Source organism: Chryseobacterium gambrini, from assembly GCF_027920505.1.
GTDB classification, from domain to species: domain Bacteria; phylum Bacteroidota; class Bacteroidia; order Flavobacteriales; family Weeksellaceae; genus Chryseobacterium; species Chryseobacterium gambrini.
Genome location: NZ_CP115857.1, coordinates 4,250,177 through 4,274,373, shown reverse-complemented (window position 1 = coordinate 4,274,373; position 24,197 = coordinate 4,250,177). Strand labels below are relative to the sequence as shown.

The window sequence follows — 24,197 nt, the reverse complement described above, 5'->3', positions numbered from 1 at the left end:
CAGCTGATTTTATTTTTAACAAAAGATTATATTTTTTCGTACCATTTTGTAACCTTCTTATTTTTAGTTTTGTCTTATCTATAAAAAAGACTAATGACAAAATATCTATCTTCCCTGTTTTTGTTTATTTCGGTAGTGTTTTTTGCACAGAATCAGGTGAAAGTTTTCAGTAAATCGGACAAAAAGCCTATTCACAATGCAGCCGTTTACTGTGACGATGCACTTCTTGGGAAAACCGACTTCACCGGCAGTGTATCTTTTAAGACAAAATGTAAAAAGGTCGAAATTCTTGCCAGCAATTTTCAGGATGTCGTAACGGATGTAAAACCGTCTATGGAAGTTTCTATGCAGCCTTTGTCTGAAAAGATGGGAAATATAGACAAAATTGTCATTCAGGATAAAAGTGATCCGCGAGCGTTGAGAATTTTGGATGAAGTGAATAAACGAGCCAAAGAGAATTCACCCAAATCGCTGGATTCCTACAATTTTAAATCGTATTCCAAGTTTTCTATTGATGTAGATAAAGATTCTGTGGATACGTACAAAAACTTTTTGGCAGTAAGAAAAGACTCGCTTTCGAAAGTTGATAAAAAAGACCTTAAGCAAACAGATAAAGAGAAAAAAGATTCTTTGATCGGAGAAGATCTTATTCAGGCGACCACCGAAAGCCAGTTGTTTCTTTGGGAGAAAGCCGCAGAATACAAATATTCTAAAAGTTTCGGTGAGAAAACCAATATCATTGATAACAGAATGTCGGGTTTTAAAAATCCGATTTATGAGGCTTTAGCGATCAATATTTCTAATCTTGACAGAACTCCGAGACAGCTTAGACCCGAAAACAGAAAGTTATTCAATTTTTATCTTTCCGATACTTTACAGATCGACGGAAGAAAAACTTTTGTGATTAAATTCAAAGAAATCACTGACAAAAAGAAGCAGAATCCGAGAAAATTCAACGGGAAAATCTATATTGATTCCGAAACTTATGCTTTGAAAAAATTTGAAAGTCAAAGCAAAAAGCGGAATGAAGGAGATATTGTTTCGGTTTGGAAGCCTATTAATGGAAAGTGGTTCTTAGACTACGAAATCATGAAAGTAAAAATGGGAAGCCAAAGTTTCGAGACTTCTAAAAAAGACAGTCTGAAACCCGGAGAAAAAACGAAATACAACAAAAAGAATTTCGGAAATTATCTATATGTAAAAAACCGTTTCTTCGATTTTGAGATCAATAAAGAACAAAAAGCATCCGAATTCAAAGGCTACTCTCTTGAAATGAAAAACTCGGACGGAAGTCTCCTGTCCCAATACAGAACCGACAGTCTTACCGCGAGAGAAAGTGCAACCTACACCAAGATCGACAGTTTTGTGGAAAAGCATGATTTTGAAAAAAAGCTGAATACTTTAACGCAGCTTTTAAGAGGAAATCTGCGGTATAAATTCATCGATTTCGATATTACGAAGTTTTTCAGTTACGATAAATACCAAGGTCTTCGTCTGGGAGCAGGAATCAAGCTGAATGAAAAATTCAACAAAACATTTTCTCCGGACGGCTATTTCGGGTACGGATTTAAAGATCACACCTGGAAATACGGTTTAGGGCTTGATGTAAGATTATCAGACAAAAGAACGTCTGTTTTCAGGATCGATTATGTGGATGATGTGTTCGCAGCCGGAAGATTCAGCAACAATATGTGGGACATGATGATGAAATTTTCAGACATCAATCTGGATCTTCACAACTCAACTTTTTACAAAAACCAGAAATGGGGCGCTTCTTTCCTTTATGATATTTCGAATTCTTTAAGCGTGAAAGTTGCCGTGAATAAAGAAAAGCAACAGGCTCTTTTTGATTATCAGTATAAAAATCTGGGAAGCCGTTTCGATAATACAAGCGCCACTTTATCCCTAAAATTCTCGCCGAATGACAAAAATATCATGACGCCGAGCGGAAAGTTCACTTATGAAAAAGGATATCCGCAAATCTTCATGAATTACGAAAAAGGATTTGAAACGTTAGGCGGAGATCTGGATTATCACAGAGTGGATGCGTTAATTATTCATCAGTTCAGATCAAAATTAGGATATACGAACATCAAACTTTTCGGAGGAATTTCTTCAGGAAATACACCGATCTGGAAAAACTTTGAAATCGCCGGACAAACCGATGCGAACAGAGACAACTGGACTTCGAGCATTACGACACCTTCCAATTTAGGTTTTGCAACCATGCCTTCCGGAACGTTCTTTACCGATAAATTTGTTGCCTTCAAAGTATCGCAGTATCTTCCTTTCAGGTTTAAAACTTTCGGATCAAGATATTCCAATATCGAACTTGAATATCAGGCGGCGATCGGAAACATGAAAAACAGACAGGATCATCAGTTCCAGTTTCAGGTACTGGATCATTATTATCAGGAAGCCGGAGTTATCTGGAACCGTTTTCTGGGAAGAAACTTTGGGGTAGGATTTTCTTACCGTTTAGGATATTATCAGACCCCGGAATTTAAAGATAACTTTGCAATCAAACTGAGATTTAACCTGTTAAACTAAGCCGTATTTTTAAATAATTATCTGCAAAATAGAAACAGAAGCTTTCGGGTTTCTGTTTTTTTATTATCTTTCTGAAAAAATAACCATGAAACATATGCTTACTGAGTGTTTCTCTGCAATAATATTTTCTTCTAATACAAAAAGAATCCCGTCCTTTGATTGAAGATGGGGAGTTTGAGCCTTATTTTTTAAAAGATATTTCCAATGAATGATCCCATTAATATCAATTAACAAAACTTTTGCGGGACAATAAATATTAGTAATTTTGGCAAGGTTTTCTATGAAAAGGATTTTACTGTTTCTATGTTTTTCAATCTGTATTTTTGGTTTTTCACAATCGAAAGTTACCTCTATTGAAACCGTTATCATCGAAGACAAAAGTGATCCGAGAGCACTGGAAATCCTTAATAAAGTGAATCAGTATTTCCATGAGAATTCTCCCAAAACGCTGGATTCCTACTATTACAAATCTTACGAAAAAATTTCTCTCGATATCGACGAAGACAGCATTTCGCAGTACAACAAATTCTTCGAAGAAACCGGAATGTTCAAAAAAAAGCGGGAAAAAGATTCTTTAAACAACATTACCGCGCGAAAAATATTTTCAAAAAGCAAACTGTTTCTCTGGGAAAGAGCGCAGGAATTTCTGTATTCTAAAAAATACGGTGAGAAGATCAATATTCTGGATAACAGAATTTCCGGTCTCAAACAGCCTATTTATGAAATGATCGCGCTTCAGCAAAGCAACAGAGACAAAATTCCGGATCAGCTTAAAAAAGAAAACCGCGGACTTTACCGCTTCTTTCTTACCGATACCATTGAAATGGACGGAAGAAAAAATTTCGTTATCCGTTTCAGGGAAGTGAATTACAAAAAGCCCGATAAAAAACGAAAATACAACGGCGCTATTTATGTAGATACCGAAACCTACGGCGTAAAAAAAATTGAAAATTTCAGCAAGAATAAAAACGACGGAATTATTACCAGTTCGTGGATTTTCTTCAACAACAAATGGTTTCTGGCATACGAAACCGTAAAGCTGAAAATGAGCAATATGCAGATGGAAAACGAAAAAGGTGATGAAAAAACCGACAGGAAAAGTAAAAAAACGTTCGGAACCTATGCGTTCCTTACATCGCGGTATTTCGATTATCATTCCCCTGCCGAAAACTCTCAGAATGACTTCAAAGGCTATACTTTTTCAGTAAAAAATATCGACGGAAAAACCTTAGACCAATACCGAACTGATCCTCTTACCGAAAGAGAAAAAAATACCTATAAAACCATCGACAGTCTCGGAAAAATCTACAATATCGACCGAAAAGCAAAGGTTTTGGGCGGTTTGTTCCTAAACGGACAGATTAAAGTGGGGGTGGTAGATTTTGCAGTAGACGAAATCGTCAATTACAATCTTTACGAAGGCTTCAGAGTTGGATTAAAAGCAAAACTTAATGAAAATTTCAATCCGTATTTTTCTCCGGATTACCTTTTCGCTTACGGTTTTAAGGATGATAAATGGAAATACAGGATTGGTCTTGATATCAAAACAACGCTGGAAAAAGACTCGTATTTCCGGTTGGATTATTATGATGATGTGACGGCTTCCGGTGAATTTTACAGAAGACTCTGGAGCTTTAAAATGAGAACGGCAAACTATGGAAATAACCTGAATAACGACCGTTATTACCGTTACAAAGGCGCTTCCGTGTCTTACCTGAACGATATTACCAACGGATTAACACTGGTTTTTGCTGCCCGAAGAAATCTGGAAGAAGCGATGTTCGATTATTCTTTCCGTGGAAGAGGTCCTTCTTTTGATAACTTCAATACCCTATTTACACTAAAATATTCCCCAAATTCTACGAATATTATGACGCCGCAGGGAAAATCGCTGATTGATCAGAAATATCCTGAACTGTACTTTAATTATGAACAGAGCTACAAAATATTTGGCGGAGATTTCGATTATACAAGATTTGATGCGCTTTTGGTTCATAATTTCAAAACGATGTTTGGAACCACCGGTTTCAGACTCTATGGCGGAATGGTTTTCGGAGATGCGCCGATCTGGAAAAATTTCACCATGAACGGGCTTGCTTCTTCAAGAAAAGATTTTAATTTCAACCTAACTTCTTTCTTAGGATTTGCCACTCTGGAAGGGGGAAAATATTACAACGACCGGTTTATTGCCTATTATTTTACCCACAAAATCCCATGGTATTTTAAAAGCTTCGGGCAGAATATTTCAAGCTTCGACTTTGTGTTAAGAGGAACAACGGGAAATATGAAGCATCCCGATTACCATCAGTTCAGATTCCGTCCTTTGGATCATCTTTATCAGGAAGTCGGTCTGGAATGGAATAATTTCCTATCTACCTACTTTAATCTGGGATTATTTTACAGGGTTGGATATTACACCACTCCTAATTTTAAACAAAATTTTGCAGTTCAGTTTAAATTAAAGATTCTGGATTTTTAAAAAATGAAACCGTTAAATAAAAGATAAATGCAGAAAATCGAAATAAAAGCAGATCAGTTTTTCGAGTTATTAAAATTAAAAGATACCTCGATGTGGGAAATCTTTGCCCAAATGATCGATGGAAACGAAAAGGAAATCATCTTTCTGGATAACGAAAATAAAATCCTTTTCAATTATATCCTTCCTTCCACACCTGAGAAAATGGAGGAAGACCGAAAAGAATTTTCTAAGCAGTTTGCGGATAAACTTGCGAATCTGAATTAAACTTTTAGAAACGTATTTCTTCTTATTTAAAGTTTAATCTCAACTTAAACTTCATTTTTTGTTTATTTTGTGTTAAATTTTAAAAGTGCAATCCAATCATTAAAAAATTCAAGATGAAAAATTACCTATTATCTGCAATCAGTGTGTTTGTTTTTGGGATTTTTACCGCTCAATCCTATCAAAAACCTCTGGTTTCTGCTATTAAAGAAGGCGATCTTCGCAAGGATATGTATGATCTTGCAGCCGATCAGTTTTTGGGTCGTGAAGCAGGAACTTTAGATGAGCTTAAAGTATCAATGTGGCTTGCTGACAGAGCCAAGGAAGCAGGAATGAAACCAGCCGGAGACAATGGAACTTTCTTTCAGTTTTTTGATATGTACAGACATCAGGTAATTCCGCAGAGCAGTCTGAAAATCGGGGATAATTCTTTAAAATTATGGAAAGATTTTCTTGTTGCGGAACCCGTAAATGCAGACATCGATTCTGAAATTGTTTATGCCGGAAACGCCGAACCCGAAGATTTATTAAAATTAAATATTAAAGGTAAAATTCTCGCCGTAAATGCATCTGACAAGAATATTGAAAAGGAAATGACGCTTTTCGTAAGAAGATATCCCGGTTTTGTAAGAACAAAATACTATAACAAAGCATCTGAACTGGGAGCAAAAGGAATCATCTTCATTACAGACGAAACTTCGGATAAAAGCTGGGTTGAAGTTTTACCGCAAATGACGAGAGGTTCTTACGGAGTAGAAGGTTTAAGAGAAAGTGTGACGAATAATATTCCGGTTTTATGGATTAAAAGAGAAAATTCTGACTGGGTAAAAAACAATCCTAAAATTTCGCTGCACCTCATCACAGAAACGTATAAATATCCTTCCGTAAACATCATCGGAAAAATAGAAGGCACAGATCCGAAACTTAAAAACGAATATGTTTTAATCAGCGGACATCAGGATCACGACGGAATAAGACATCCTGTAAAAAACGATACAATTTACAACGGCGCAGATGATAACGCAAGTACCTGTGTTGCGATGTTGGCAATGGCAAGAGCCTATAAAAAACAGCCTTCAAAACGAAGTATTCTTTTTGTTTTTCATGGTGCCGAAGAAAGAGGTTTATTGGGTTCTAGATGGCATGCAGCGCATCCTGTAGTGCCAAAAGAAAATATTGTTGCCGTTCTCAATGGTGATATGATCGGGAGAAATGATAATAATGAAGCTGCGCTTCTGGGAGGAAATTCGCCTCACAAAAATTCTGAAGAATTGGTAAAAATGGCTGAAGATGCCAATAATGAGAGTACGAAATTCAGATATCTGAAAGATTGGGATTCGCCGAAGCATGCAGAATATTTTTATTTCAGAAGCGATCATTTACCCTATGCAAAGGCAGGAATTCCTGCAATATTTTTCACGAGTGTTCTGCACGATCAATATCACACTCCGCAAGATGAATCGGAAAACATTAATTACAAAAAGCTGTATAAAATGACGGAATGGATGTACCGAACTTCATGGAAAGCAGCCAATGAAACCGAACGTCCGAAAGTGATTTCTAATTTTACACTGGAAAGATAAATTAAGAACTATAAAAAGCTGTCTCAAAAGTCCAGTTTTTGGCTTTTGAGACAGCTTTTTTGTTTTTTAATCATGAAAATCCGACGATTCGCATCATTTTAGCTCCTCACAAATCTATCTAAAGTTTTCTTGGCTTCCAAGACATCATGAACTCTCAAAATTTTCGCGCCCTGCTGCAAAACTTTCAGATGGAGTTTTTGAGTTTCTTCATTAATGTCCAATGGAGATTTTCCTAAAGGTTTATAAATGAAAGATTTTCTTGAAATACCTATCAGTAAAGGAAATTTTCCAAATCCTAAATATTGTACTTCGTCAATCATTTTCATTTGATCTTCCACTGTTTTACCAAATCCGAAACCGGGATCAAGGATCAGATCTTTCACTCCTAACTTTAGCAATTCTGCCGTTTTTTCTGAGAAATATCGATTTTCTGAAAGAATAATATCTTCAAATTGTATCTTATCGTGCATCGTCTTATAAGTAGGATTTACATGCATCAAAATGTACGGCAGCTTTGTTTCTGCAACAGTTTCAAACATTTTATCATCATACTGACCGCCGGAAATATCATTGATCAGATCAATGCCCTCATTAAAACCAAATTTTACGGTTCCGGAATAAAATGTATCCAAAGAGATTAAAGCTTCCGGAAATTCTTTTTTAATTAGAGAAATGATATTTCCGATTCGTCGGATTTCCTCTGCGGAAGTCAGAAATTCTGCATTCGGTCTTGTGGATTGCGGTCCAATGTCGATGATTTCAGCACCTTCTTTCAGCATTTTTTCGGTCTGTTCCAGCGCAGATTTTTCATTGTTAAATTTTCCGCCGTCTGAAAAAGAATCCGGAGTGAGATTGAGAATTCCCATGATTTTCGGGGCTGATAAATCTATTAATCTTCCATTGCAGTTGATGGAGTGAAAGTGTTCAAAGATTTGAGTGTTGGAGAATGACAGAGCTGCGAAGCCGGATGGTTTATGAGTAAACATTTTGGAATTACAAATTGAGTTTATTCTACAAAAATAACATAAAAAAGAAACGCATAAATCTGAAAATATCATTTAAATGCCCATTAACCACACCATACATAAACGCTCTCCCTCAAACTCATAAACGCTCTCACCCAAAAACGCCCAAACTCTCCTATTCCGAACCCCTCCAACACACAAAAATTCGTATATTTGAAAGATTAAGAGAATTTATGTCAGAAACATCAGTACAGTTCGGGAAAGTTATCAGTCAGTGCCGCGAATTATTCAGCAAAAAATTACAGGATTATGGCGCAGCTTGGAGGGTTTTAAGACCAAGCTCAATTACGGATCAGATTTACATTAAAGTCAACAGAATCCGCACGTTACAAATGACTGACAAAAAAATGGTGGACGAAAGTGAAGAGGATGAATTCATCGCCATTGTGAACTACTCCATCATCGGACTGATTCAGCTTGAAAAAGGTTTTTCCAACGATTTTAATGAAAATAAAGAGGAGATTTTAGAGCTTTACAATCATTATGCAGCCGAAGCACAGCAATTAATGGAAAGAAAAAACCATGATTACGGTGAAGCCTGGAGAGACATGAGAATTTCTTCGATTACGGATCTTATTTATCAGAAAGTTTTAAGAACCAAACAAATTGAAGATAATCAAGGTGTTACTCTGGTTTCCGAAGGTTTGGATGCCAATTATTTTGATATGCTGAATTATGCGGTGTTCTGTCTGATAAAATTTTCTGAAAAAGCACCCCATGTAGAATAAAAAACAAATTAATTATGATAAAAGGTTTATTACGATTCCTACTTGCGATTATTTTCATCCTTTCAGGGTTTGTAAAAGCGGTTGATCTGGTTGGTTTTTCCTTTAAAATGGAAGAATACTTTGCCCCGAATGTTTTTAATATGCCGTTTTTCGAGAAGTTTGCACTGCCGCTTTCCATATTTGTTGTGGTTCTGGAACTTCTTCTGGGCTTTATGCTTTTGATCAAACTGAAACTTAAATTCACACTTTCTGCATTAATTGCATTATGTATTTTCTTTGGTTTCCTTACCTTTTATTCTGCCTATTACAATGTGGTAACAGATTGCGGATGTTTTGGAGATGCCATAAAGTTTACACCTTGGCAGAGTTTTATTAAAGATATTGTGCTTTTAATCGGGTTAATTGCTGTTTTCATTCTTTACAGAAAAGAATTTAAGAAAAAAGATGCATACAGCTTCAGCACAAAAAAAGAAACAGGAAATAAATTCAAATATATTCTTCTGGGCGTTTTTTCTGTTGCGATGATTGTGTTGGGTGCTTATGGAATTATTCATGAACCTGTTATCGATTTCCGTGATTATAAAATCGGAACCGATCTGAAAACGGAAAAAATTAAGATTGCTAAAAATCCTTTTCAGTATAAAACGTTTTACTCCCTGAAGAATTCTAAAACAGGAGAAGTTATAAAAGTGAATCAGGACGATTATATCAAAAAGACAGAATATTGGGCAGAAGGATCGCCCTGGAAAATAGAGGAAGGAAAGAATGAATCTGTTCTGGTAAAAGAAGGCTACAAATCTGAAATTGCAAAATTCAAGCTTGAAGATACTATGGGAATGGATATGACTCAGGAAGTTATCAATGCTCCAAAAGCTATTTTAATTTTCACGTACTATCCTCAAAATGTTTCTCCAGAACTTATTAAACAGCTTGAAACTAAAATAAAAACTCAGGGTACAACTGCTGTTTACGGAGTTTCAACGCTTCCGAATACTTTTAAAACCATTAAAAATTTGATGATGGATGCTACAGCAATTAAAACCATCGCAAGAAGCAATCCTTTTGTACTGGTTCTGGAAAACGGAAAAATTATTGACAAACAGCCTGCAAAAGATTATCTGAAATAAAAAAACACTAAAATTTAAACTATATCAATGCAAAAGTCTAACAAACCCATTGCTTATTATCATTTATTGATGATTCTTTCTTCTGTAGACGGAGAATTTGCTCCGGAAGAAGGAATGCTTGTTCAGCAGTATTTAGCCGATGAATTTCCTTTTAAAATGAATCTTGATAATGAGCTTGAAACCATTGCCCTGCTTCAGCCGGAAGAATGGAAAGATCATTTTGAATTTCACGCGCGTTGTTTCTACGACGATTCTACAGAAGAGGAAAGAACAAGTTTCATCCAGTTTGCGAAAACGCTGATTAAGGCGGATAATAAAGTGACGGATGAAGAGCATACTTTTTATACGCTTTTGAAAAATCTTTGGAATATTAATCGATAATTGAGTCATTAAAAGTTAGAAATCCGTTTCTGACTTTTAGTTTTTAACTTTAAAATAAAAGAAACTATGAGAAGAAAAATAGTTGCAGGAAACTGGAAAATGAACAAAAATGTAATTGATGCCCAACAATTAATGGTTCAGTTACTAAGCTATAAAAACAACAATACTACGAACTGCGAAGTATGGATCGCTCCTCCGTCTCTGTATCTGATGATGGCAAAAGATGTTTTTGAAAAGGATGAAATCGGCGTTTTCGCACAGGACATCAGCGAACATGAAAGCGGAGCGTACACAGGAGAAATTTCGGTTGATATGCTTGAATCCATTGATGCAACAGGTTCTTTAATCGGGCATTCTGAAAGAAGACAATATCACGGCGAAACAGACTCTCACTGCAACAGAAAGGTAAAATTAGCTTTGGATAAAGGTCTGATTCCGGTTTACTGTAACGGGGAAACTTTGGAGCAGAGAAAAGCAGGACAGCATTTTGAAGTGGTAAAAAACCAGACTGAAGTGGCTCTTTTCACACTTTCAGCAGAGGAAATTAAAAAAGTAGTGATCGCTTACGAACCGGTTTGGGCAATCGGAACCGGAGAAACTGCAACGCCGGAACAGGCACAGGAAATCCACGCTCACATCAGAAGCATTATCGCTGCAAAATACGGACAGGAAGTTGCTGATGAAGTTTCTATTCTTTACGGAGGTTCTGTAAAACCGGATAATGCAAAGGAAATATTCTCTCAACCTGATATCGATGGTGGTCTGATTGGTGGAGCCGCTTTAAAACTGGAAGATTTTTCTAAGATTATTGAGGCTTTTAATTAATCGAAAATAAGGCTGTGAAAAAATTTATACTGCTGTTTCTGGGAATATTGTTGTTTGATATTCTTTATGTATTTATCTACGACCAGTTTTTTATCGGTATAAAACCTGAATTTTTGCAGTATCCGTTATCGATAATTAAAGTTTTGGTGAATTCACCCGCAGTATTATTTGATAAGCTGTTGCCTTTTTATGCGTCAATACCAATATATAAGATGTTTCTGATATTTTTTGGAAATGTTTTAGTACAGACATTTTTGATTTACAGGATGTTCTTTAAAAAGAGAAGATCTACAGAAAATGAAAAATAAAATCCGGCGGCATCTTCGATGCCGCCGGATTTTTTATAATCAGAGTTTGTAAAATTAAAGTTTGTGCTTTTATATTTTAGATGGTCTGCTCTTTATGCTTTCCTTCTTTGATTTCTTCGATCATCTTTGCATTAAAGGCTGGAAGATCTTTCGGAGTACGGCTTGTGACCAGACCATGATCTACCACAACTTCGCTGTCTTCCCAGTTCGCTCCCGCATTTTTAAGATCTTTGCTGATTGAATCCACCGATGTCATTTTTCTTCCGTCCACCACTTCGGCGTTAATAAGAATCTGTGGTCCATGACAAATGGCTGCAACGGGTTTGTGCTGCTGGAAAAAATCTCTTACAAAAGATAAAGCAGTTTCATTGGTTCTTAACTGATCCGGATTGATAACGCCACCCGGTAAAACCAATGCATCATAGTCTGAAGCGTTGGCTTCATCTAAAGTTTTATCAACATTGTATTCCTTTCCCCAATCTTTTTCTGCCCATGCTTTGATGGTTCCGGATTCCGGACTGATGATGTGAGCTGTCCAACCCTGCTGTTCTAAATGTTCTTTTGGAGATTTCAATTCGCTTTCTTCAAATCCGTGTGTTGCTAAAATTGCAATTTTCTTTGACATAATTTTTATGATTTAAGTGTTGTACTCATCATCTTGAAAAAATGATACCGTTTTTGCCCTTACATTTTATAAAATTTGTTAAAGTATTTATTTTAGGTCTGAAAATTACTTTTATTACTATTGATATTAAAATTTGTAAATCCGACTTTTATCCTAGCCCGGATTGCAGCAATTGTCTGAGCTCGTTTCTAATATTTAGGGTTGCGGCGGCTCCGCCGCCGCAACCCTAAATATTAGAAACAGCGAGTGCGGAAAGCCGGAAAAAGCTACTGATCCATTTCAATAAAAAACGCACCAAAATCAATTGATGCGCTTTCTTAATATTTTTACAAAATTTATTTTTTGTCTTTAGATCTCTGTAAAACTTCGTCTACCATTCCGTATCCTTTTGCTTCTTCGGAAGTCATCCAGTAATCTCTGTCTGAAGCTTTTTCTACCCAGTCATAAGTTTGTCCTGAGTGCTCGGAAATGATCTCGTAAAGCTCTTTTTTAAGCTTTAACATTTCTCTCAAGTTGATCTCCATATCAGAAGCTACCCCTTGCGCGCCTCCGGAAGGCTGGTGAATCATTACTCTTGAGTGCTTTAAAGCAGAACGCTTACCGCTTTCTCCGGCAACCAAAAGAACCGCTCCCATTGAAGCTGCAATACCTGTACAGATTGTTGCTACATCCGGCTTAATGATCTGCATCGTATCATAGATTCCTAAACCTGCGTAAACGCTTCCACCCGGAGAATTGATGTAAATCTGAATATCTTTTGAAGGATCTGCACTCTCTAAGAAAAGAAGCTGAGCGGTTACAATATTCGCCACCTGATCATCAATTCCTGTTCCTAAGAAAATAATTCTGTCCATCATTAAACGGGAGAAAACGTCCATTTGTGCAACGTTTAATCTTCTTTCCTCCATGATGTACGGCGTAAGACCTGTAGGACCGTACATTCCCATATACTGATCGGTTACTAAACCGTTATTTCCTAAATGTTTTACAGAGAAATCTCTGAATTCTTTTTTAATGTCCATATGTTTGCTTTGTGTATTAAATTTTTACAAGATTGAATTTACAACTTTTATTCCTAAAATTTTATAAGACTTTTTGTCATAAAGTTTCAATAATTAGCAGATTATTTCCTCTTATCTGTCAGTATAAATACCAGTAATTGCAGAATAATTTAAAATTTTAGCCAATTCCTTGGAAACCATTGTGAGCATCTGAATTTTCTTCAGCTGTTCAAAATATTTAGATTCATCGGATTCTGCATATTCTGCCAATTCTCCTTTTGCTTTTGATATCAGGAAATTAACATATCTGAATTTATGAATCAGAATATCTCCTGCCACCTGCTCCGGAATTTTATCCCCGTAATTGGGCGAAAAAATATTTCTTGTGGTCCAGTCGTTCAGCTCACTGTAAATATTCATGGAATTAACGGCTGCCTTGCTCAATTCTTCATCCATTAATCCGAAAAAGAAATTTCCTTTTCGGAGTTCCTCTTTCTCAATTCCTTCTTTTATATAGTCTACGATTTTTTTATTCAGTTCCACCTGAAATTCGTAGTCGTCTTCTTCAAAATGGTGAAGAATTTCTTCAATCACCGTAATATCATATTGCTGCTGATCCGGCGCGGTACGGTGAAGAACAACATCTCCGTAATTGAGCATATGATTGATAAGGTCATTTTCAAGTTTCGTTACATTAAAAAGTACCGGATCAATATAATCTCTCGGATCATTTACTACTTCAAGCTTTGCAGGTTGTTGCGCTTCCGCTTTAATCTGTGCTTTATGGGTCTGATTTTGAGTGATCTGCTTCTGAACATCCAGCTCATTAAACAGACTCTGCTCAGAAAGTCCGAATTTTGTAGAAACCTGCTTCAGATACACTTCCCTTTTCAAAGCATTCTGAACAAAGGAAACCGACTTCACAATGTCTCTGATGGCTTCAGCTTTCTTAATCGGATCATCTCCAATTTCCTTGAAAAGAATTTCAGCTTTAAAATCAATAAAATCCATCGCTTCATTTTCGATGAATTTTTCTACATATTCCTGCGGATGTTTTCGTGCAAAAGAATCGGGATCGTCTCCGTCCGGAAACAGCATCACCCGAATATTCATCCCTTCCGTCAAAAGCATATCAATACTTCTGAAACTGGCTTTAATTCCTGCATTATCCCCGTCAAAAAGAATGGTTACATTCTCCGTTAATCTTTTGATAAGCTTAATCTGCTCCGTCGTTAAAGAAGTTCCGGAACTTGCCACCACATTTTCGATTCCCGACATGTGAAGCGAAATAACGTCCATATAACCTTCCACCAAAAGACAGACATTCTTGCGCGAAATTGCCTGCTTGCTTTGGTTTAAACCATAAAGAACGTTAGATTTATGATAAATTTCCGTTTCCGGAGAGTTGAGATATTTGGCTGTTTTTACGTTATTTTTAAGAATTCTTGCTCCGAATCCTAAAACCCTGCCCGAAAAACTGTGGATCGGAAAGATTACTCTTTCACGAAAGCGGTCGATTCCGGCAGGAGAATTCTCAGGGAAAATTGAAAGACCCGATTTCTCCAGAATTTCTTTTGAATAGCCTTTTTCTAAAGCATATTCTGTAAAGGCATTCTTTTTTTCAGGCGAATAGCCGAGCTGGAATTTTTTAATGATATCATCACGAAGTTCACGCTCCTTAAAATAAGAAAGACCGATTGATTTCCCTTCTTCCACTTCCCAAAGGAAATTCTGAAAAAAATCGTTCGCAATTTCATGGATTTTATACAGCAGATCTCTTTCCGACTGTGCATTTTTTGCTTCTTCGGAAAAATCCTTCTGATCTTCCTCAATTTCAATTCCGTATTTTTTTGCCGCGTGACGAAGTGCTTCAGGATACGTGAAATTTTCGATTTCCATTAAGAAAGAGATCGCTGTCCCTCCTTTTCCGGTGGAGAAATCTTTCCAGATCTGTTTGCTTGCCGAAACAACGAAACTCGGTGTTTTCTCGTCATGAAAAGGACTTAATCCCTTGAAATTAGACCCTGCTCTTTTGAGCTGCACATATTCTCCAACGATTTCTTCTACCCGAATCGTGGAAAATATTTTATCTATGGTCTGTTTGGAAATCATGCTGCAAAAATATACAAAAATTATATTCTTTCTATAATAGGATTGTAAAGAAGATTTTTACTAGCCCACATAATTTATTGATTTAAAACAATTTAATTTATTTATTTTTGAATCAAACTATAACTATCTTCTTTATTTATGAAATATTTCAGACGATTTTTTATTATAACTGTTACTATTTTCATTGTATTCCTTTTGTATCTAGAGTTTGGAGGAATGTTCATCTTAAAGACCAACGACAAAAGAACAATCACATTCAACATCAGAAGCAGCGAAAAAATTCCTAATAACTTTTCAAATTTTTATAATACTGTTTATCCGAATTCGTTATCCGAAAATTCATGGAATTATATGTCTGGTATATTCACTAATTCAGATTCTCCTCGAAAAGAATGCCCATGTAATCAAATGTCTTGCAAGATTTTACCAACTTTAGAAATTAAGCATACAAAAAGAATAAATTATTTCATGAATCAGTTTATTGTAGCAAGATTTATTGAAAACAAATTTAGCCAGAAAGAATGTCTTCAATTTAATTTCGGCAGTTTTGATTTCTTAGAAAACAGAAAAGGATTATCTGAGGTTTCCCATTCTCTTTTTAAAAAGGATGCCAAAGATCTGAAACCCATGGAAATGGCTGAAATTTTAGCATTATACGAAGCTCCTCTAAAATACAACCGGTCTAGAAATCCTCAAAAAGCAAAGGAAAGGACAGAACATTTTTATCATGTTTATCTCAATAATTCTAAAATAAAGAATTAAATTTTTTACTGTAATTAATTATCTTTGTTTAAAAATATGCAATTCACGATTCAACATATGGAAGACTGGCAGAATATTGCCGAAACCGTCATTTCAAAATTAGAGCATAACATTTTCCTTTTAAAAGGAAACCTGGGCGCCGGAAAAACAACTTTCACCCAGTTTCTCCTTAAAAATATGGGAAGTACAGACGAAGTAAACTCACCCACCTATTCTATTGTCAATGAGTACAATACCCCAAAAGGAAAAGTATATCATTTCGATTTATACCGTTTAAAAAACATTGAAGAAGTGTATGATATCGGAATGGAAGAATATTTAGACCATTCATTTCTCTGCATTATCGAATGGCCGGAAGTATATGAAGAAGATCTTTACGGTCTCAAATACCACGAAATGAGCATCATTAATACCGGAGAAAACAGAGAAATTTCATTCGAGTAAATATTATGTATCTTTGCTCCTGAATTTGAATGTAAAATAACGATCTGTAAGAACCTAATTATTTAAAAGGATGAGTACTACAAACATTTTTACTCCTTTTACCGAAGAGGAACTGATGCCGAAAGAAGAAAAACTGGAGGTCATTAAAAAAGGAAAACAATTCAGCATAGGAATTCCGAAGGAAACTTCCCTGAATGAAAGAAGAGCTTGCATAACGCCTGATGCGGTGCAGGTTTTGGTAGAAAGTGGTCATGAAATAATCATAGAATCCGGAGCCGGACAAGGTTCGTTCTTTACAGATCTGCAATATTCTGAATCGGGAGCGAGAATTACAAACGATCCGAAAGAAGCTTTCGGGCAGGATTTAATTTTAAAAGTCAATCCGCCTACAGACGAAGAAATCGATTATATGCGACCGAATACCTATCTTGTATCGGCACTTCAGATCAATTTGAGAGATAAAGACTATTTCTTAAAACTGGCAGAGAAAAAAGTAAATGCCATTGCATTCGAATTCATTGTAGACGAATACAAACAGTTAGCTTTAGTAAGATTGGTCGGCGAAATTGCAGGAACGGTTTCCATTCTTTATGCTTCCGAGCTTTTAGCTTTATCCAACGGCTTAATGTTGGGCGGAATTACAGGAGTAAGACCCGCTGAAGTGGTTATTTTGGGAGCAGGAATCGTTGGAGAATTTGCAACAAAAGCAGCCATCGGTTTAGGCGCAAGTGTAAGAGTTTTCGATAATTCCCTTTCAAAATTAAGACGACTTCATACTTTGGTTGACAGCAGAGTTCCGACTTCCATTATCGATCCGAAAGAGCTGAAAAAAGCGTTAAGAAGAGCCGATGTTGTGATCGGAGCCCTTCCAAGACTTAATATGACACCCATCGTTACCGAAGATATGGTAATGAAAATGAAAAAAGGAAGTGTTATTATCGATATTACCATCGACAACGGAAAAGTAATCGAGACTTCCGAACTTACCACCATGGAAGATCCATACATCATTAAGCACGGCGTAATCCACTGCGGACTTCCGAACCTTACCTCAAGAATGCCGAGAACCACAACAAAAGCGATCTCCAATTTCTTCCTTTCCTATATTTTAAATTATGATGAAGAAGGCGGTTTCGAAAATATGCTGGTTCGCAAAAATGAAATGAAACAGAGTCTTTATATGTACAAAGGCAGACATACGAAGAAAATCATCTGCGACCGTTTCGGACTTACTTATCACGATATCAATCTTTTAATTTTCTAATGAAAAAACTGAAATTCTATGCAATCGGTCTTGTACCGGGATGTATTATTGTATTTTTTATCTTAAACAAAAAAGGCGCAAGCTGCAGCGGTTATCTTCCCAACAGCCGCGTTATTGCAGAAACCCTGTCTAAAGATTTTAAATATTCTGAAACAGCAAAAACAGAAATGGCAACATTAAAAGTTGATGAAAAATTTCTGAAAGACAGTATCATCACCAAAGGAAAGATTGATTTCGACAGAAGCCACGCACAGAAAAAACCCTGTCCTGATTATCTTCTCACCTATCCCGAAGAAAAACCAACTTTCGAAATTACTTTCGAAAAATGCGAGGAAAGCGTAACGGTGAATTCTTTGAAGAAATTGAAATAAATTATCAGTCTGCTTTGCGAAGCATTTATACCTTTGCTTCTTTTAAATTTAGAATTATCTTTATTAAAACTTTGCGTTTAAATAAAAAATAAAGATGCTTCGACAAGCTCAGCATGACATGTCGCAAATACCGAGTGTTTGGTTTAAAATAGAAAATAAAAAGAAGTAAATAAATTTTCAATCCATGGAAGGCAATTACTACATGATTCATGATTATTGGATATTCATCGGAGTATTTGCGGTTTTCTTTTTTTTAACGGTAAGCATTTATTTATTCAGCCAAAATCAGAAATTTAAAGTAAAAAATGCCAAGCTTTCGACTGCCAATAAAATGATTCAGGAAAGACTGAATGAAGTACAGCTTGAACACATCGGAACAAAGCTGAACCCGCATCTATTCAAAAACATTCTGAATTCGGTGCAGTCTCACGCCTATCAGACGTACATGTCGCTCGATAAACTTGCGAATGTTTTAGACTATATTCTATACGAAAGCAATAACAAATTCGTAAGCCCAAAAGAAGAATTAAATTTTGCTTTAAGTTTAATTGAGATCAACAAAATTAAAGTAAATCCGCTTTTTGATTTCAGAATTAAATCGAAAATCAATAAATCGGATGAAATTTACGAAGAGAAAGTTTTTGCCCCTCTTCTTTCGGTAGATTTGATTGAAAATGCCTTTAAACACACCGATTTCCTTGCTTCAGACTCTTTTATTTCCATTCAGCTTGAACTTGAAAAAAGAATTTTCACGATGAAAGTAAGCAATAAAGCTTCTCTGAAAAATGTTCTCGAAAAGGAAAAAAGCGGCTTCGGAAGCCAGTCTCTGGATCAAAGGCTGAAAATGATCTACAATAATTTTTACACGCTTCAGAAAAGTTCAAAAAACGGTATCTTCACGGCAGAATTAACAATCAATTTAGGAGATTTTTATGATAAAATGCGTTATTCTTGATGATGAATTACTGGCAATCAGCTATTTAAAACTCCTATGCGAACAGATTGAAAATGTAGAAGTTGTAAAAGCCTTCAATGATCCTAAAATTTTTCTTAACGAAATTGAAAATATCGACTGCAACGTCTGCATTTTAGACATTGAAATGCCCGGAATAAACGGATTGCAGGTTGCAGAAGCCATTTCAGGCTCAAAAAAAATCATTTTTACCACCGCTTACAAAGAATATGCAGCCGAAGCTTTCGACCTGAATGTTGTGGATTATGTAAGAAAACCCATCAAAAAAGAAAGGTTAACACAGGCTTTCGAAAAAGCGCAAGAATTGCTCTGGAAAACCCATAAAAAAGATTTTATCGAGTGGAATACCAACATCGGCAAAACCGTAATTTTTACGGACCAGATCGCCTACATCAAAACTTCGGAAATCGACAGTCGGGACAAGGAAATCCTTCTTAAAGACGGAACCAATATTGTTCTAAAAAACCTGAATTTCAAAAACCTTCTGGAAATGCTTCCTGCAAAAGATTTTGCGCAGGTCAATAAAAAAGAAGTTGTTGCTTTATCTGCTGTAAAAGTATTTTCCACCAACGAAATTATTACTACTGTTTCTCTGGGAAATGACCGCTTTTTAAAGCTTCAGATCGGGGAAACCTACAGGAAATCTCTTTCCGATTTATTGGGACATTAGATTTCACTGCAAAATTCTTTCTTTTCATTACATTTGATTAAAAATCATCTTTTTTTTCCGATTTTCTTAGCAATTTTGTCTAAAATTTGGAATCATGAATTGGGGAAAATACAGAAATATCATCTTTTATATTTCCACCATTATTGTTTTTTCATCACTGATGTATTTTTTCATCATTGAAGGGCAGACTTTGGAAATCGGAGAAAAGATCATTACAAAAACAAACAACAGTTCCAGTTGGGACAACTTTTTAGAATCATTCAAGACCAATCTTCACCATCCTTTAGCTTTATTACTGGCGCAAATCGTTACGATTATTCTTATTGCAAGACTTTTCGGCTGGATTTGTATGAAGATCAAGCAGCCTTCCGTGATCGGTGAAATGATTGCGGGAATTGTTTTGGGACCTTCCCTTGTAGGAATGTACTTCCCGGAATTTTCGGCATTTCTTTTCCCGAAAGAATCTTTAGGAAATCTTCAGTTTTTAAGCCAGATCGGGCTTATCCTCTTCATGTACATTGTAGGAATGGAACTGGATCTAAGCGTTTTAAGAAAAAAAGCACACGATGCGGTGGTCATCAGTCATGCAAGTATCATTATCCCTTTTGCATTGGGAATTGGTCTGTCTTATTTCATTTATAAAGAATTTGCGCCGGAAGGAATTCAGTTTACCTCATTCGCGCTTTTCATCGCTATTGCCATGAGCATCACGGCGTTTCCTGTTTTGGCAAGAATCGTTCAGGAAAGAAATCTTCAGAAAACCAAACTGGGAACGGTAGTCATCACTTGTGCAGCAGCCGATGATATTACGGCATGGTGTATTTTAGCAGCCGTAATTGCTATCGTAAAAGCCGGATCGTTTGAAAGCTCCATTTACGTGATCCTGATGGCAATTGCCTATGTATTTTTTATGATTAAGATTGTAAGACCGTTCCTAAAAAGAATCGGAGACTTACAGGCAGGAAAAAGCACCATCAACAAACCCATGGTTGCGATTTTCTTTTTAACCTTAATTCTTTCGGCTTATGCTACGGAAGTTATTGGGATTCATGCGCTTTTCGGAGCTTTTATGGCAGGAGCGATCATGCCTGAAAATGCAAAATTCAGAACACTGTTTATTGATAAAGTGGAAGATGTCGCTTTGGTACTTCTTCTGCCCCTTTTCTTTGTATTTACAGGACTTCGTACCCAGATCGGATTACTGAATGACAGTCATCTTTGGATTACAGCAGGATTTATCATTTTGACCGCAGTCGTAGGAAAATTTGCAGGAAGTGCCTTAACCGCAAAATTTTTAGGCATCAACTGGAAAGAAAGTTTAACGATCGGAGCCTTGATGAACACCAGAGGTTTAATGGAACTTATTGTCCTGAATATCGGTTATGATCTGGGCGTTTTAAGTCCTCAGATATTTGCGATGATGGTAATTATGGCGCTCTTTACAACATTCATGACGGGACCTGCGCTGGATTTCATCAATTTTCTATTTAAATCTAAAAAAGATGATGAGGAATCTCCGGTAAATGATGCGAAATACAGGGTATTATTATCTTTTGACCATCCTGAATCCGGAAGCACGCTGCTGAAACTGGCTCATGATTTCACCCATAAAATGAACGGCAATAAAAGCATAACCGCGATGAATATTGCTCCCGTGAACGAAATGCACGCTTACGATATTAATGAATACGAAAATGAGCAGTTTAAAAATGTAATAGAAACGTCCAACGATCTGAATCTTGAAGTCACAACGCTTTTCAAAGCATCCAATGATATTGAAAACGATCTTACACACATTACCAACAAAGGAAATTATGATCTTCTTCTGATTATGCTCGGAAAATCGATGTATGAAGGAAGTTTACTGGGAAGATTGCTTGGTTTCACGACAAAGATTATTAATCCGGAAAAACTTTTAAATACGGTAAAAGGGAAAGGAAATATTTTCAACAACTCTCCTTTTGACGATTTTACGTTACAGATTTTAGATAAAACCCAGATTCCTGTTGGTATTCTGGTGGAAAAAGAATTTACTTCCGCAGACAAAGTTTTTGTCCCGATTTTTAATTTAAGTGATTTTTATCTGCTTGAATATGCCAAAAGACTCATCAATAATAACAATTCCCAGATTATTATCTTAGATGTTGCAGGACAGATCCGGAATAATACTGAAGTGAAAGAACTCATCCGAAGCATTGAACAGGTTGCGCCCAATCACATCACTTTATACAATGAGAAAAAAATTGAGAAAGAGTTTCTGAATTCGCAGGATTTAATGCTCATCAGCAGCAAAAGCTGGAAAAACCTCATCGATACGAAAAGCATATGGTTATCGGATATTCCTTCAACATTGATTATCAGCAATCCTTAATGATTTGAATAATGAATTTTGCTACGCAAGCAATGGCTAATTCTTAAATTCACAATGAAATAAATTGACAGCAAAGCGAATTGGCAACGAAGTTAATTGACCTGTAAAAAATTTGACTCGCGAAGCGAAATTCACAATTCACTTTTTAATCCTGATTAAAAAAAATTATTTACCTTTGTCTCGTGATTACAAACAACGGAACATATTATTACGGAATTTTTAACTCAGATCTGGGATAAGGATTTCATATAGATAAAACAAAACCTCGTCCTTGGGCGGGGTTTTTTATTTTAAAATTTAAACGATGAAAATAAGTATTATTGGTGTAGGATTAATCGGTGGCTCAATGGCTTTAAAATTAAAACAAAAAGGAATTGCCGATTTCATTTACGGTATTGATAACAGCAATGACCATCTTAATGAAGCATTAGAACTCAAAATAATCGATGCAAAAGTAGATCTGGAATACGGAATTAAAAACTCTGATCTGGTCATTCTTTCCATTCCTGTGGATGCCGCGAGAAAATTATTGCCGAATGTTTTAGACCTGATTTCAGAACATCAGACGGTGATGGATGCAGGATCTACCAAAGCAGGAATTGTAAATGCGGTAAAAAATCATCCGAAAAGATCAAGATTTGTGGCTTTCCATCCGATGTGGGGAACGGAAAACAACGGCCCGAAATCGGCAGTTTCAGAAAGTTTCTCCGGAAAAGCAGGGGTTATCTGCGATAAGGAAGAATCCGCAGAAGATGCTTTACAACTGGTTGAAAAAATTGTAGAAAGTCTTGATATGCATCTGATTTACATGAATGCGGAAGATCATGATGTTCACACCGCTTACATTTCGCATATTTCCCACATCACCTCTTACGCTTTGGCTAATACGGTTTTAGAAAAGGAGAAAGAAGAAGAAACTATTTTTCAACTGGCTAGTTCCGGTTTTTCCAGCACTGTTCGTCTGGCAAAGTCTCATCCTGAAATGTGGGTTCCGATTTTCAAACAAAATAAAGAAAATGTTTTGGATGTTCTTAATGAGCATATTGCTCAGTTAAGAAAGTTTAAAGCAGCACTGGAAAAAGAAAATTTCGAATATCTTGGAGAACTGATTTCCAATGCGAATAAAATCAGGGGAATCTTAGATAAATAGATAAAAATAGGGTTAAAGATTTTAAGTATGTCTTTAACCCTTATATTTTTTCACAAATTAAAACTTCATCACATCTTTCACCACTCCATTGTTCTGCGTATGCTGCAAGAGTTCGGTTTCGATGAAAGATTTTATTTTTTCTTCTGAACCTTCGTTCGGGAAGAGAAGATGAACGTTTGCTCCTGCATCTAACGTAAAAAACAACGGCAAATTGGTTTCTCTTCTGAAATCCCAAATTTTATTGATGACTTCCAAAGTCCCTGTTTTCATTAAAATAAATGCAGGATCGCTCATCATCATCATGGCATGAAGTGTTAATGCTTCGTGTTCTACCAGTTTAATAAAACTCTGTAAATCTCCATTGGTTAAAATTTCTTTCATGGGACCGAAATTTTCTCTTGCTTCCTGAAATCTTCTGTCTGCGTAAGGATTGGTATTCATCAAACCATGACCGACTGTGGAAGAAACGCTTTTCTGACCTTCATGAATGAGTAAAACCCAGTCATTAAAATCTTTAAAAATTTCATGAATTTCATCGTTTGGGTATTGTACTGCAAAAAGATCAGAACTTCCTTTTACCTGAGATTCTCCCCACACAACCAATCCGTTGTAAAGACTTCTGCAGGCGCTTCCGCTTCCTAATCTTGCTAAAAAAGAGGCTTTTCTCAACGATTCTTCATCCGAAGTTTTTCCCGAGAATGTTTCATCCAGATTCATTAAACATTTAGCTATCGCTCCGAAACCGGAAGCAGAACTTGCAATTCCTGAGCTGTGAGGAAAAGTATTTTCGGTTCTGATGATGTATTTTCCCTGTAAAATCCATGGAAGATACTGTTCGATATTTCTGAAATATTTTTCAATTTTTTCGGCAAATTTTACTTCTTCATTTCCGGCAAGAAAAGTCTGCACAGAAAAAGGTTCATTGGCAGAAAACTCCATCGAAGTATTCGTTCTGCAATGATTTAATGTAAAACTGATGCTTGGATTGGCGGGAATCTGATTGTCGTATTTTCCCCAATATTTAATTAAGGCAATATTGGAAGGACAGCTTTCTGAAACCGTCTGATTGTTTATTGTAAAATCTTTTTTTCCTAAAAAATCCTGTGTTGTCATAATTTCAATTTTTGCAAGGTGAGATCTGGTTTAATGTACAGTTATTACAGCTCTATCTTCAACTCAGCCTTAAA

At 36.1% G+C, this 24,197-nt stretch carries 21 protein-coding genes; 16 read left to right on the top strand and 5 right to left on the bottom strand.

Features of this window, described 5'->3' with window-relative positions; all coding sequences use genetic code 11:
* The first annotated feature begins 93 nt into the window (after positions 1 to 93).
* The 4 genes from PFY09_RS19780 to PFY09_RS19765 all read left to right on the top strand — a co-directional run bounded on the left by PFY09_RS19780 (position 94) and on the right by PFY09_RS19765 (position 6,873).
* Positions 94 to 2,550: a DUF5686 family protein gene (locus PFY09_RS19780; protein ID WP_271160831.1), complete on the top strand. Its 2,457-nt coding sequence runs from the start codon at positions 94 to 96 to the stop codon at positions 2,548 to 2,550.
* Between the two features lie 280 nt (positions 2,551 to 2,830).
* Positions 2,831 to 5,029, top strand: coding sequence for a hypothetical protein (locus tag PFY09_RS19775; protein ID WP_271160830.1), 2,199 nt, complete (start codon positions 2,831 to 2,833; stop codon positions 5,027 to 5,029).
* Between the two features lie 27 nt (positions 5,030 to 5,056).
* Positions 5,057 to 5,293, top strand: coding sequence for a hypothetical protein (locus tag PFY09_RS19770; RefSeq protein WP_108411330.1), 237 nt, complete (start codon positions 5,057 to 5,059; stop codon positions 5,291 to 5,293).
* 113 nt (positions 5,294 to 5,406) lie between these two features.
* Entirely contained in the window at positions 5,407 to 6,873 is a 1,467-nt protein-coding gene (locus PFY09_RS19765) for a M20/M25/M40 family metallo-hydrolase (protein WP_271160829.1), read from the top strand.
* A gap of 98 nt (positions 6,874 to 6,971) precedes the next feature.
* Here the strand turns inward: PFY09_RS19765 and folP are convergent, their stop codons facing one another.
* A complete protein-coding gene (folP, locus tag PFY09_RS19760; protein ID WP_271162362.1) occupies positions 6,972 to 7,739 on the bottom strand; it encodes a dihydropteroate synthase in 768 nt (255 codons plus the stop codon).
* A 332-nt stretch (positions 7,740 to 8,071) separates the two neighbouring features.
* On the opposite strand from folP, the gene PFY09_RS19755 reads away from it, so the two are divergent.
* From PFY09_RS19755 to tpiA, 4 genes are all read left to right on the top strand, one after another.
* Positions 8,072 to 8,626: a DUF1599 domain-containing protein gene (locus PFY09_RS19755; protein ID WP_271160828.1), complete on the top strand. Its 555-nt coding sequence runs from the start codon at positions 8,072 to 8,074 to the stop codon at positions 8,624 to 8,626.
* A gap of 14 nt (positions 8,627 to 8,640) precedes the next feature.
* Positions 8,641 to 9,753, top strand: coding sequence for a BT_3928 family protein (locus tag PFY09_RS19750; RefSeq protein WP_271160827.1), 1,113 nt, complete (start codon positions 8,641 to 8,643; stop codon positions 9,751 to 9,753).
* A 27-nt stretch (positions 9,754 to 9,780) separates the two neighbouring features.
* The gene (locus tag PFY09_RS19745; RefSeq protein ID WP_271160826.1) at positions 9,781 to 10,134 is read left to right on the top strand and encodes a TerB family tellurite resistance protein; all 354 of its coding nucleotides are present in this window, start codon (positions 9,781 to 9,783) and stop codon (positions 10,132 to 10,134) included.
* A 66-nt stretch (positions 10,135 to 10,200) separates the two neighbouring features.
* On the top strand, positions 10,201 to 10,959 hold the full coding sequence (gene tpiA / locus PFY09_RS19740) for a triose-phosphate isomerase (protein WP_087711354.1): 759 nt from the start codon (positions 10,201 to 10,203) through the stop codon (positions 10,957 to 10,959).
* A 384-nt stretch (positions 10,960 to 11,343) separates the two neighbouring features.
* Here tpiA and PFY09_RS19735 read toward each other — a convergent pair whose 3' ends face one another.
* From PFY09_RS19735 to dnaG, 3 genes are all read right to left on the bottom strand, one after another.
* Complete coding sequence (locus PFY09_RS19735; RefSeq protein ID WP_271160825.1) at positions 11,344 to 11,892, bottom strand: type 1 glutamine amidotransferase domain-containing protein; 549 nt, start codon at positions 11,890 to 11,892, stop codon at positions 11,344 to 11,346.
* 335 nt (positions 11,893 to 12,227) lie between these two features.
* Positions 12,228 to 12,914: an ATP-dependent Clp endopeptidase proteolytic subunit ClpP gene (gene clpP, locus PFY09_RS19730; RefSeq protein WP_214589093.1), complete on the bottom strand. Its 687-nt coding sequence runs from the start codon at positions 12,912 to 12,914 to the stop codon at positions 12,228 to 12,230.
* 111 nt (positions 12,915 to 13,025) lie between these two features.
* The gene (gene dnaG / locus PFY09_RS19725; protein ID WP_271160824.1) at positions 13,026 to 15,005 is read right to left on the bottom strand and encodes a DNA primase; all 1,980 of its coding nucleotides are present in this window, start codon (positions 15,003 to 15,005) and stop codon (positions 13,026 to 13,028) included.
* Positions 15,006 to 15,473: 468 nt separating this feature from the next.
* On the opposite strand from dnaG, the gene PFY09_RS19720 reads away from it, so the two are divergent.
* From PFY09_RS19720 to PFY09_RS19685, 8 genes are all read left to right on the top strand, one after another.
* The gene (locus PFY09_RS19720) at positions 15,474 to 15,767 is read left to right on the top strand and encodes a transglycosylase domain-containing protein (RefSeq protein ID WP_271160823.1); all 294 of its coding nucleotides are present in this window, start codon (positions 15,474 to 15,476) and stop codon (positions 15,765 to 15,767) included.
* A 36-nt stretch (positions 15,768 to 15,803) separates the two neighbouring features.
* Positions 15,804 to 16,211 (top strand): tRNA (adenosine(37)-N6)-threonylcarbamoyltransferase complex ATPase subunit type 1 TsaE, encoded by a 408-nt coding sequence (gene tsaE, locus PFY09_RS19715; protein WP_271160822.1) that lies wholly within the window; start codon positions 15,804 to 15,806, stop codon positions 16,209 to 16,211.
* A 70-nt stretch (positions 16,212 to 16,281) separates the two neighbouring features.
* Entirely contained in the window at positions 16,282 to 17,475 is a 1,194-nt protein-coding gene (locus PFY09_RS19710; RefSeq protein WP_076392398.1) for an alanine dehydrogenase, read from the top strand.
* Positions 17,475 to 17,846, top strand: a complete 372-nt coding sequence (locus PFY09_RS19705) for a hypothetical protein (protein ID WP_076392396.1) — start codon at positions 17,475 to 17,477, stop codon at positions 17,844 to 17,846. The genes PFY09_RS19710 and PFY09_RS19705 overlap by 1 nt, the downstream gene beginning before the upstream one ends.
* Positions 17,847 to 18,030: 184 nt before the next feature.
* Positions 18,031 to 18,801: a histidine kinase gene (locus PFY09_RS19700; RefSeq protein WP_084196407.1), complete on the top strand. Its 771-nt coding sequence runs from the start codon at positions 18,031 to 18,033 to the stop codon at positions 18,799 to 18,801.
* Positions 18,779 to 19,489: a LytR/AlgR family response regulator transcription factor gene (locus PFY09_RS19695; protein ID WP_271160821.1), complete on the top strand. Its 711-nt coding sequence runs from the start codon at positions 18,779 to 18,781 to the stop codon at positions 19,487 to 19,489. The genes PFY09_RS19700 and PFY09_RS19695 overlap by 23 nt, the downstream gene beginning before the upstream one ends.
* A gap of 94 nt (positions 19,490 to 19,583) precedes the next feature.
* Positions 19,584 to 21,860 carry a cation:proton antiporter gene (locus tag PFY09_RS19690; protein ID WP_271160820.1) on the top strand — a complete coding sequence of 759 codons (2,277 nt, stop codon included), beginning with the start codon at positions 19,584 to 19,586 and terminating at the stop codon, positions 21,858 to 21,860.
* Positions 21,861 to 22,164: 304 nt separating this feature from the next.
* Positions 22,165 to 23,010, top strand: a complete 846-nt coding sequence (locus PFY09_RS19685) for a prephenate dehydrogenase (RefSeq protein ID WP_271160819.1) — start codon at positions 22,165 to 22,167, stop codon at positions 23,008 to 23,010.
* A 57-nt stretch (positions 23,011 to 23,067) separates the two neighbouring features.
* On the opposite strand, the gene PFY09_RS19680 is transcribed toward PFY09_RS19685, so the two are convergent.
* The gene (locus PFY09_RS19680) at positions 23,068 to 24,123 is read right to left on the bottom strand and encodes a diphosphomevalonate/mevalonate 3,5-bisphosphate decarboxylase family protein (RefSeq protein ID WP_271160818.1); all 1,056 of its coding nucleotides are present in this window, start codon (positions 24,121 to 24,123) and stop codon (positions 23,068 to 23,070) included.
* Positions 24,124 to 24,197: the final 74 nt, after the last annotated feature.

What these genes read in the sequence shown, in the direction of transcription:
- PFY09_RS19780 (WP_271160831.1), top strand. Translation starts at nt 94, where the DNA reads ATGACAAAATATCTATCTTCCCTGTTTTTGTTTATTTCGGTAGTGTTT.
- PFY09_RS19690 (WP_271160820.1), top strand. Translation starts at nt 19,584, where the DNA reads ATGAATTGGGGAAAATACAGAAATATCATCTTTTATATTTCCACCATT.
- PFY09_RS19705 (WP_076392396.1), top strand. Translation starts at nt 17,475, where the DNA reads ATGAAAAAACTGAAATTCTATGCAATCGGTCTTGTACCGGGATGTATT.
- PFY09_RS19700 (WP_084196407.1), top strand. Translation starts at nt 18,031, where the DNA reads ATGGAAGGCAATTACTACATGATTCATGATTATTGGATATTCATCGGA.
- PFY09_RS19680 (WP_271160818.1), bottom strand. Translation starts at nt 24,123, where the DNA reads ATGACAACACAGGATTTTTTAGGAAAAAAAGATTTTACAATAAACAAT.
- PFY09_RS19775 (WP_271160830.1), top strand. Translation starts at nt 2,831, where the DNA reads ATGAAAAGGATTTTACTGTTTCTATGTTTTTCAATCTGTATTTTTGGT.
- PFY09_RS19685 (WP_271160819.1), top strand. Translation starts at nt 22,165, where the DNA reads ATGAAAATAAGTATTATTGGTGTAGGATTAATCGGTGGCTCAATGGCT.
- dnaG (WP_271160824.1), bottom strand. Translation starts at nt 15,005, where the DNA reads ATGATTTCCAAACAGACCATAGATAAAATATTTTCCACGATTCGGGTA.
- clpP (WP_214589093.1), bottom strand. Translation starts at nt 12,914, where the DNA reads ATGGACATTAAAAAAGAATTCAGAGATTTCTCTGTAAAACATTTAGGA.
- PFY09_RS19735 (WP_271160825.1), bottom strand. Translation starts at nt 11,892, where the DNA reads ATGTCAAAGAAAATTGCAATTTTAGCAACACACGGATTTGAAGAAAGC.
- tsaE (WP_271160822.1), top strand. Translation starts at nt 15,804, where the DNA reads ATGCAATTCACGATTCAACATATGGAAGACTGGCAGAATATTGCCGAA.
- PFY09_RS19770 (WP_108411330.1), top strand. Translation starts at nt 5,057, where the DNA reads ATGCAGAAAATCGAAATAAAAGCAGATCAGTTTTTCGAGTTATTAAAA.
- PFY09_RS19720 (WP_271160823.1), top strand. Translation starts at nt 15,474, where the DNA reads ATGAATCAGTTTATTGTAGCAAGATTTATTGAAAACAAATTTAGCCAG.
- folP (WP_271162362.1), bottom strand. Translation starts at nt 7,739, where the DNA reads ATGGGAATTCTCAATCTCACTCCGGATTCTTTTTCAGACGGCGGAAAA.
- PFY09_RS19745 (WP_271160826.1), top strand. Translation starts at nt 9,781, where the DNA reads ATGCAAAAGTCTAACAAACCCATTGCTTATTATCATTTATTGATGATT.
- PFY09_RS19695 (WP_271160821.1), top strand. Translation starts at nt 18,779, where the DNA reads ATGATAAAATGCGTTATTCTTGATGATGAATTACTGGCAATCAGCTAT.
- PFY09_RS19750 (WP_271160827.1), top strand. Translation starts at nt 8,641, where the DNA reads ATGATAAAAGGTTTATTACGATTCCTACTTGCGATTATTTTCATCCTT.
- tpiA (WP_087711354.1), top strand. Translation starts at nt 10,201, where the DNA reads ATGAGAAGAAAAATAGTTGCAGGAAACTGGAAAATGAACAAAAATGTA.
- PFY09_RS19765 (WP_271160829.1), top strand. Translation starts at nt 5,407, where the DNA reads ATGAAAAATTACCTATTATCTGCAATCAGTGTGTTTGTTTTTGGGATT.
- PFY09_RS19710 (WP_076392398.1), top strand. Translation starts at nt 16,282, where the DNA reads ATGAGTACTACAAACATTTTTACTCCTTTTACCGAAGAGGAACTGATG.
- PFY09_RS19755 (WP_271160828.1), top strand. Translation starts at nt 8,072, where the DNA reads ATGTCAGAAACATCAGTACAGTTCGGGAAAGTTATCAGTCAGTGCCGC.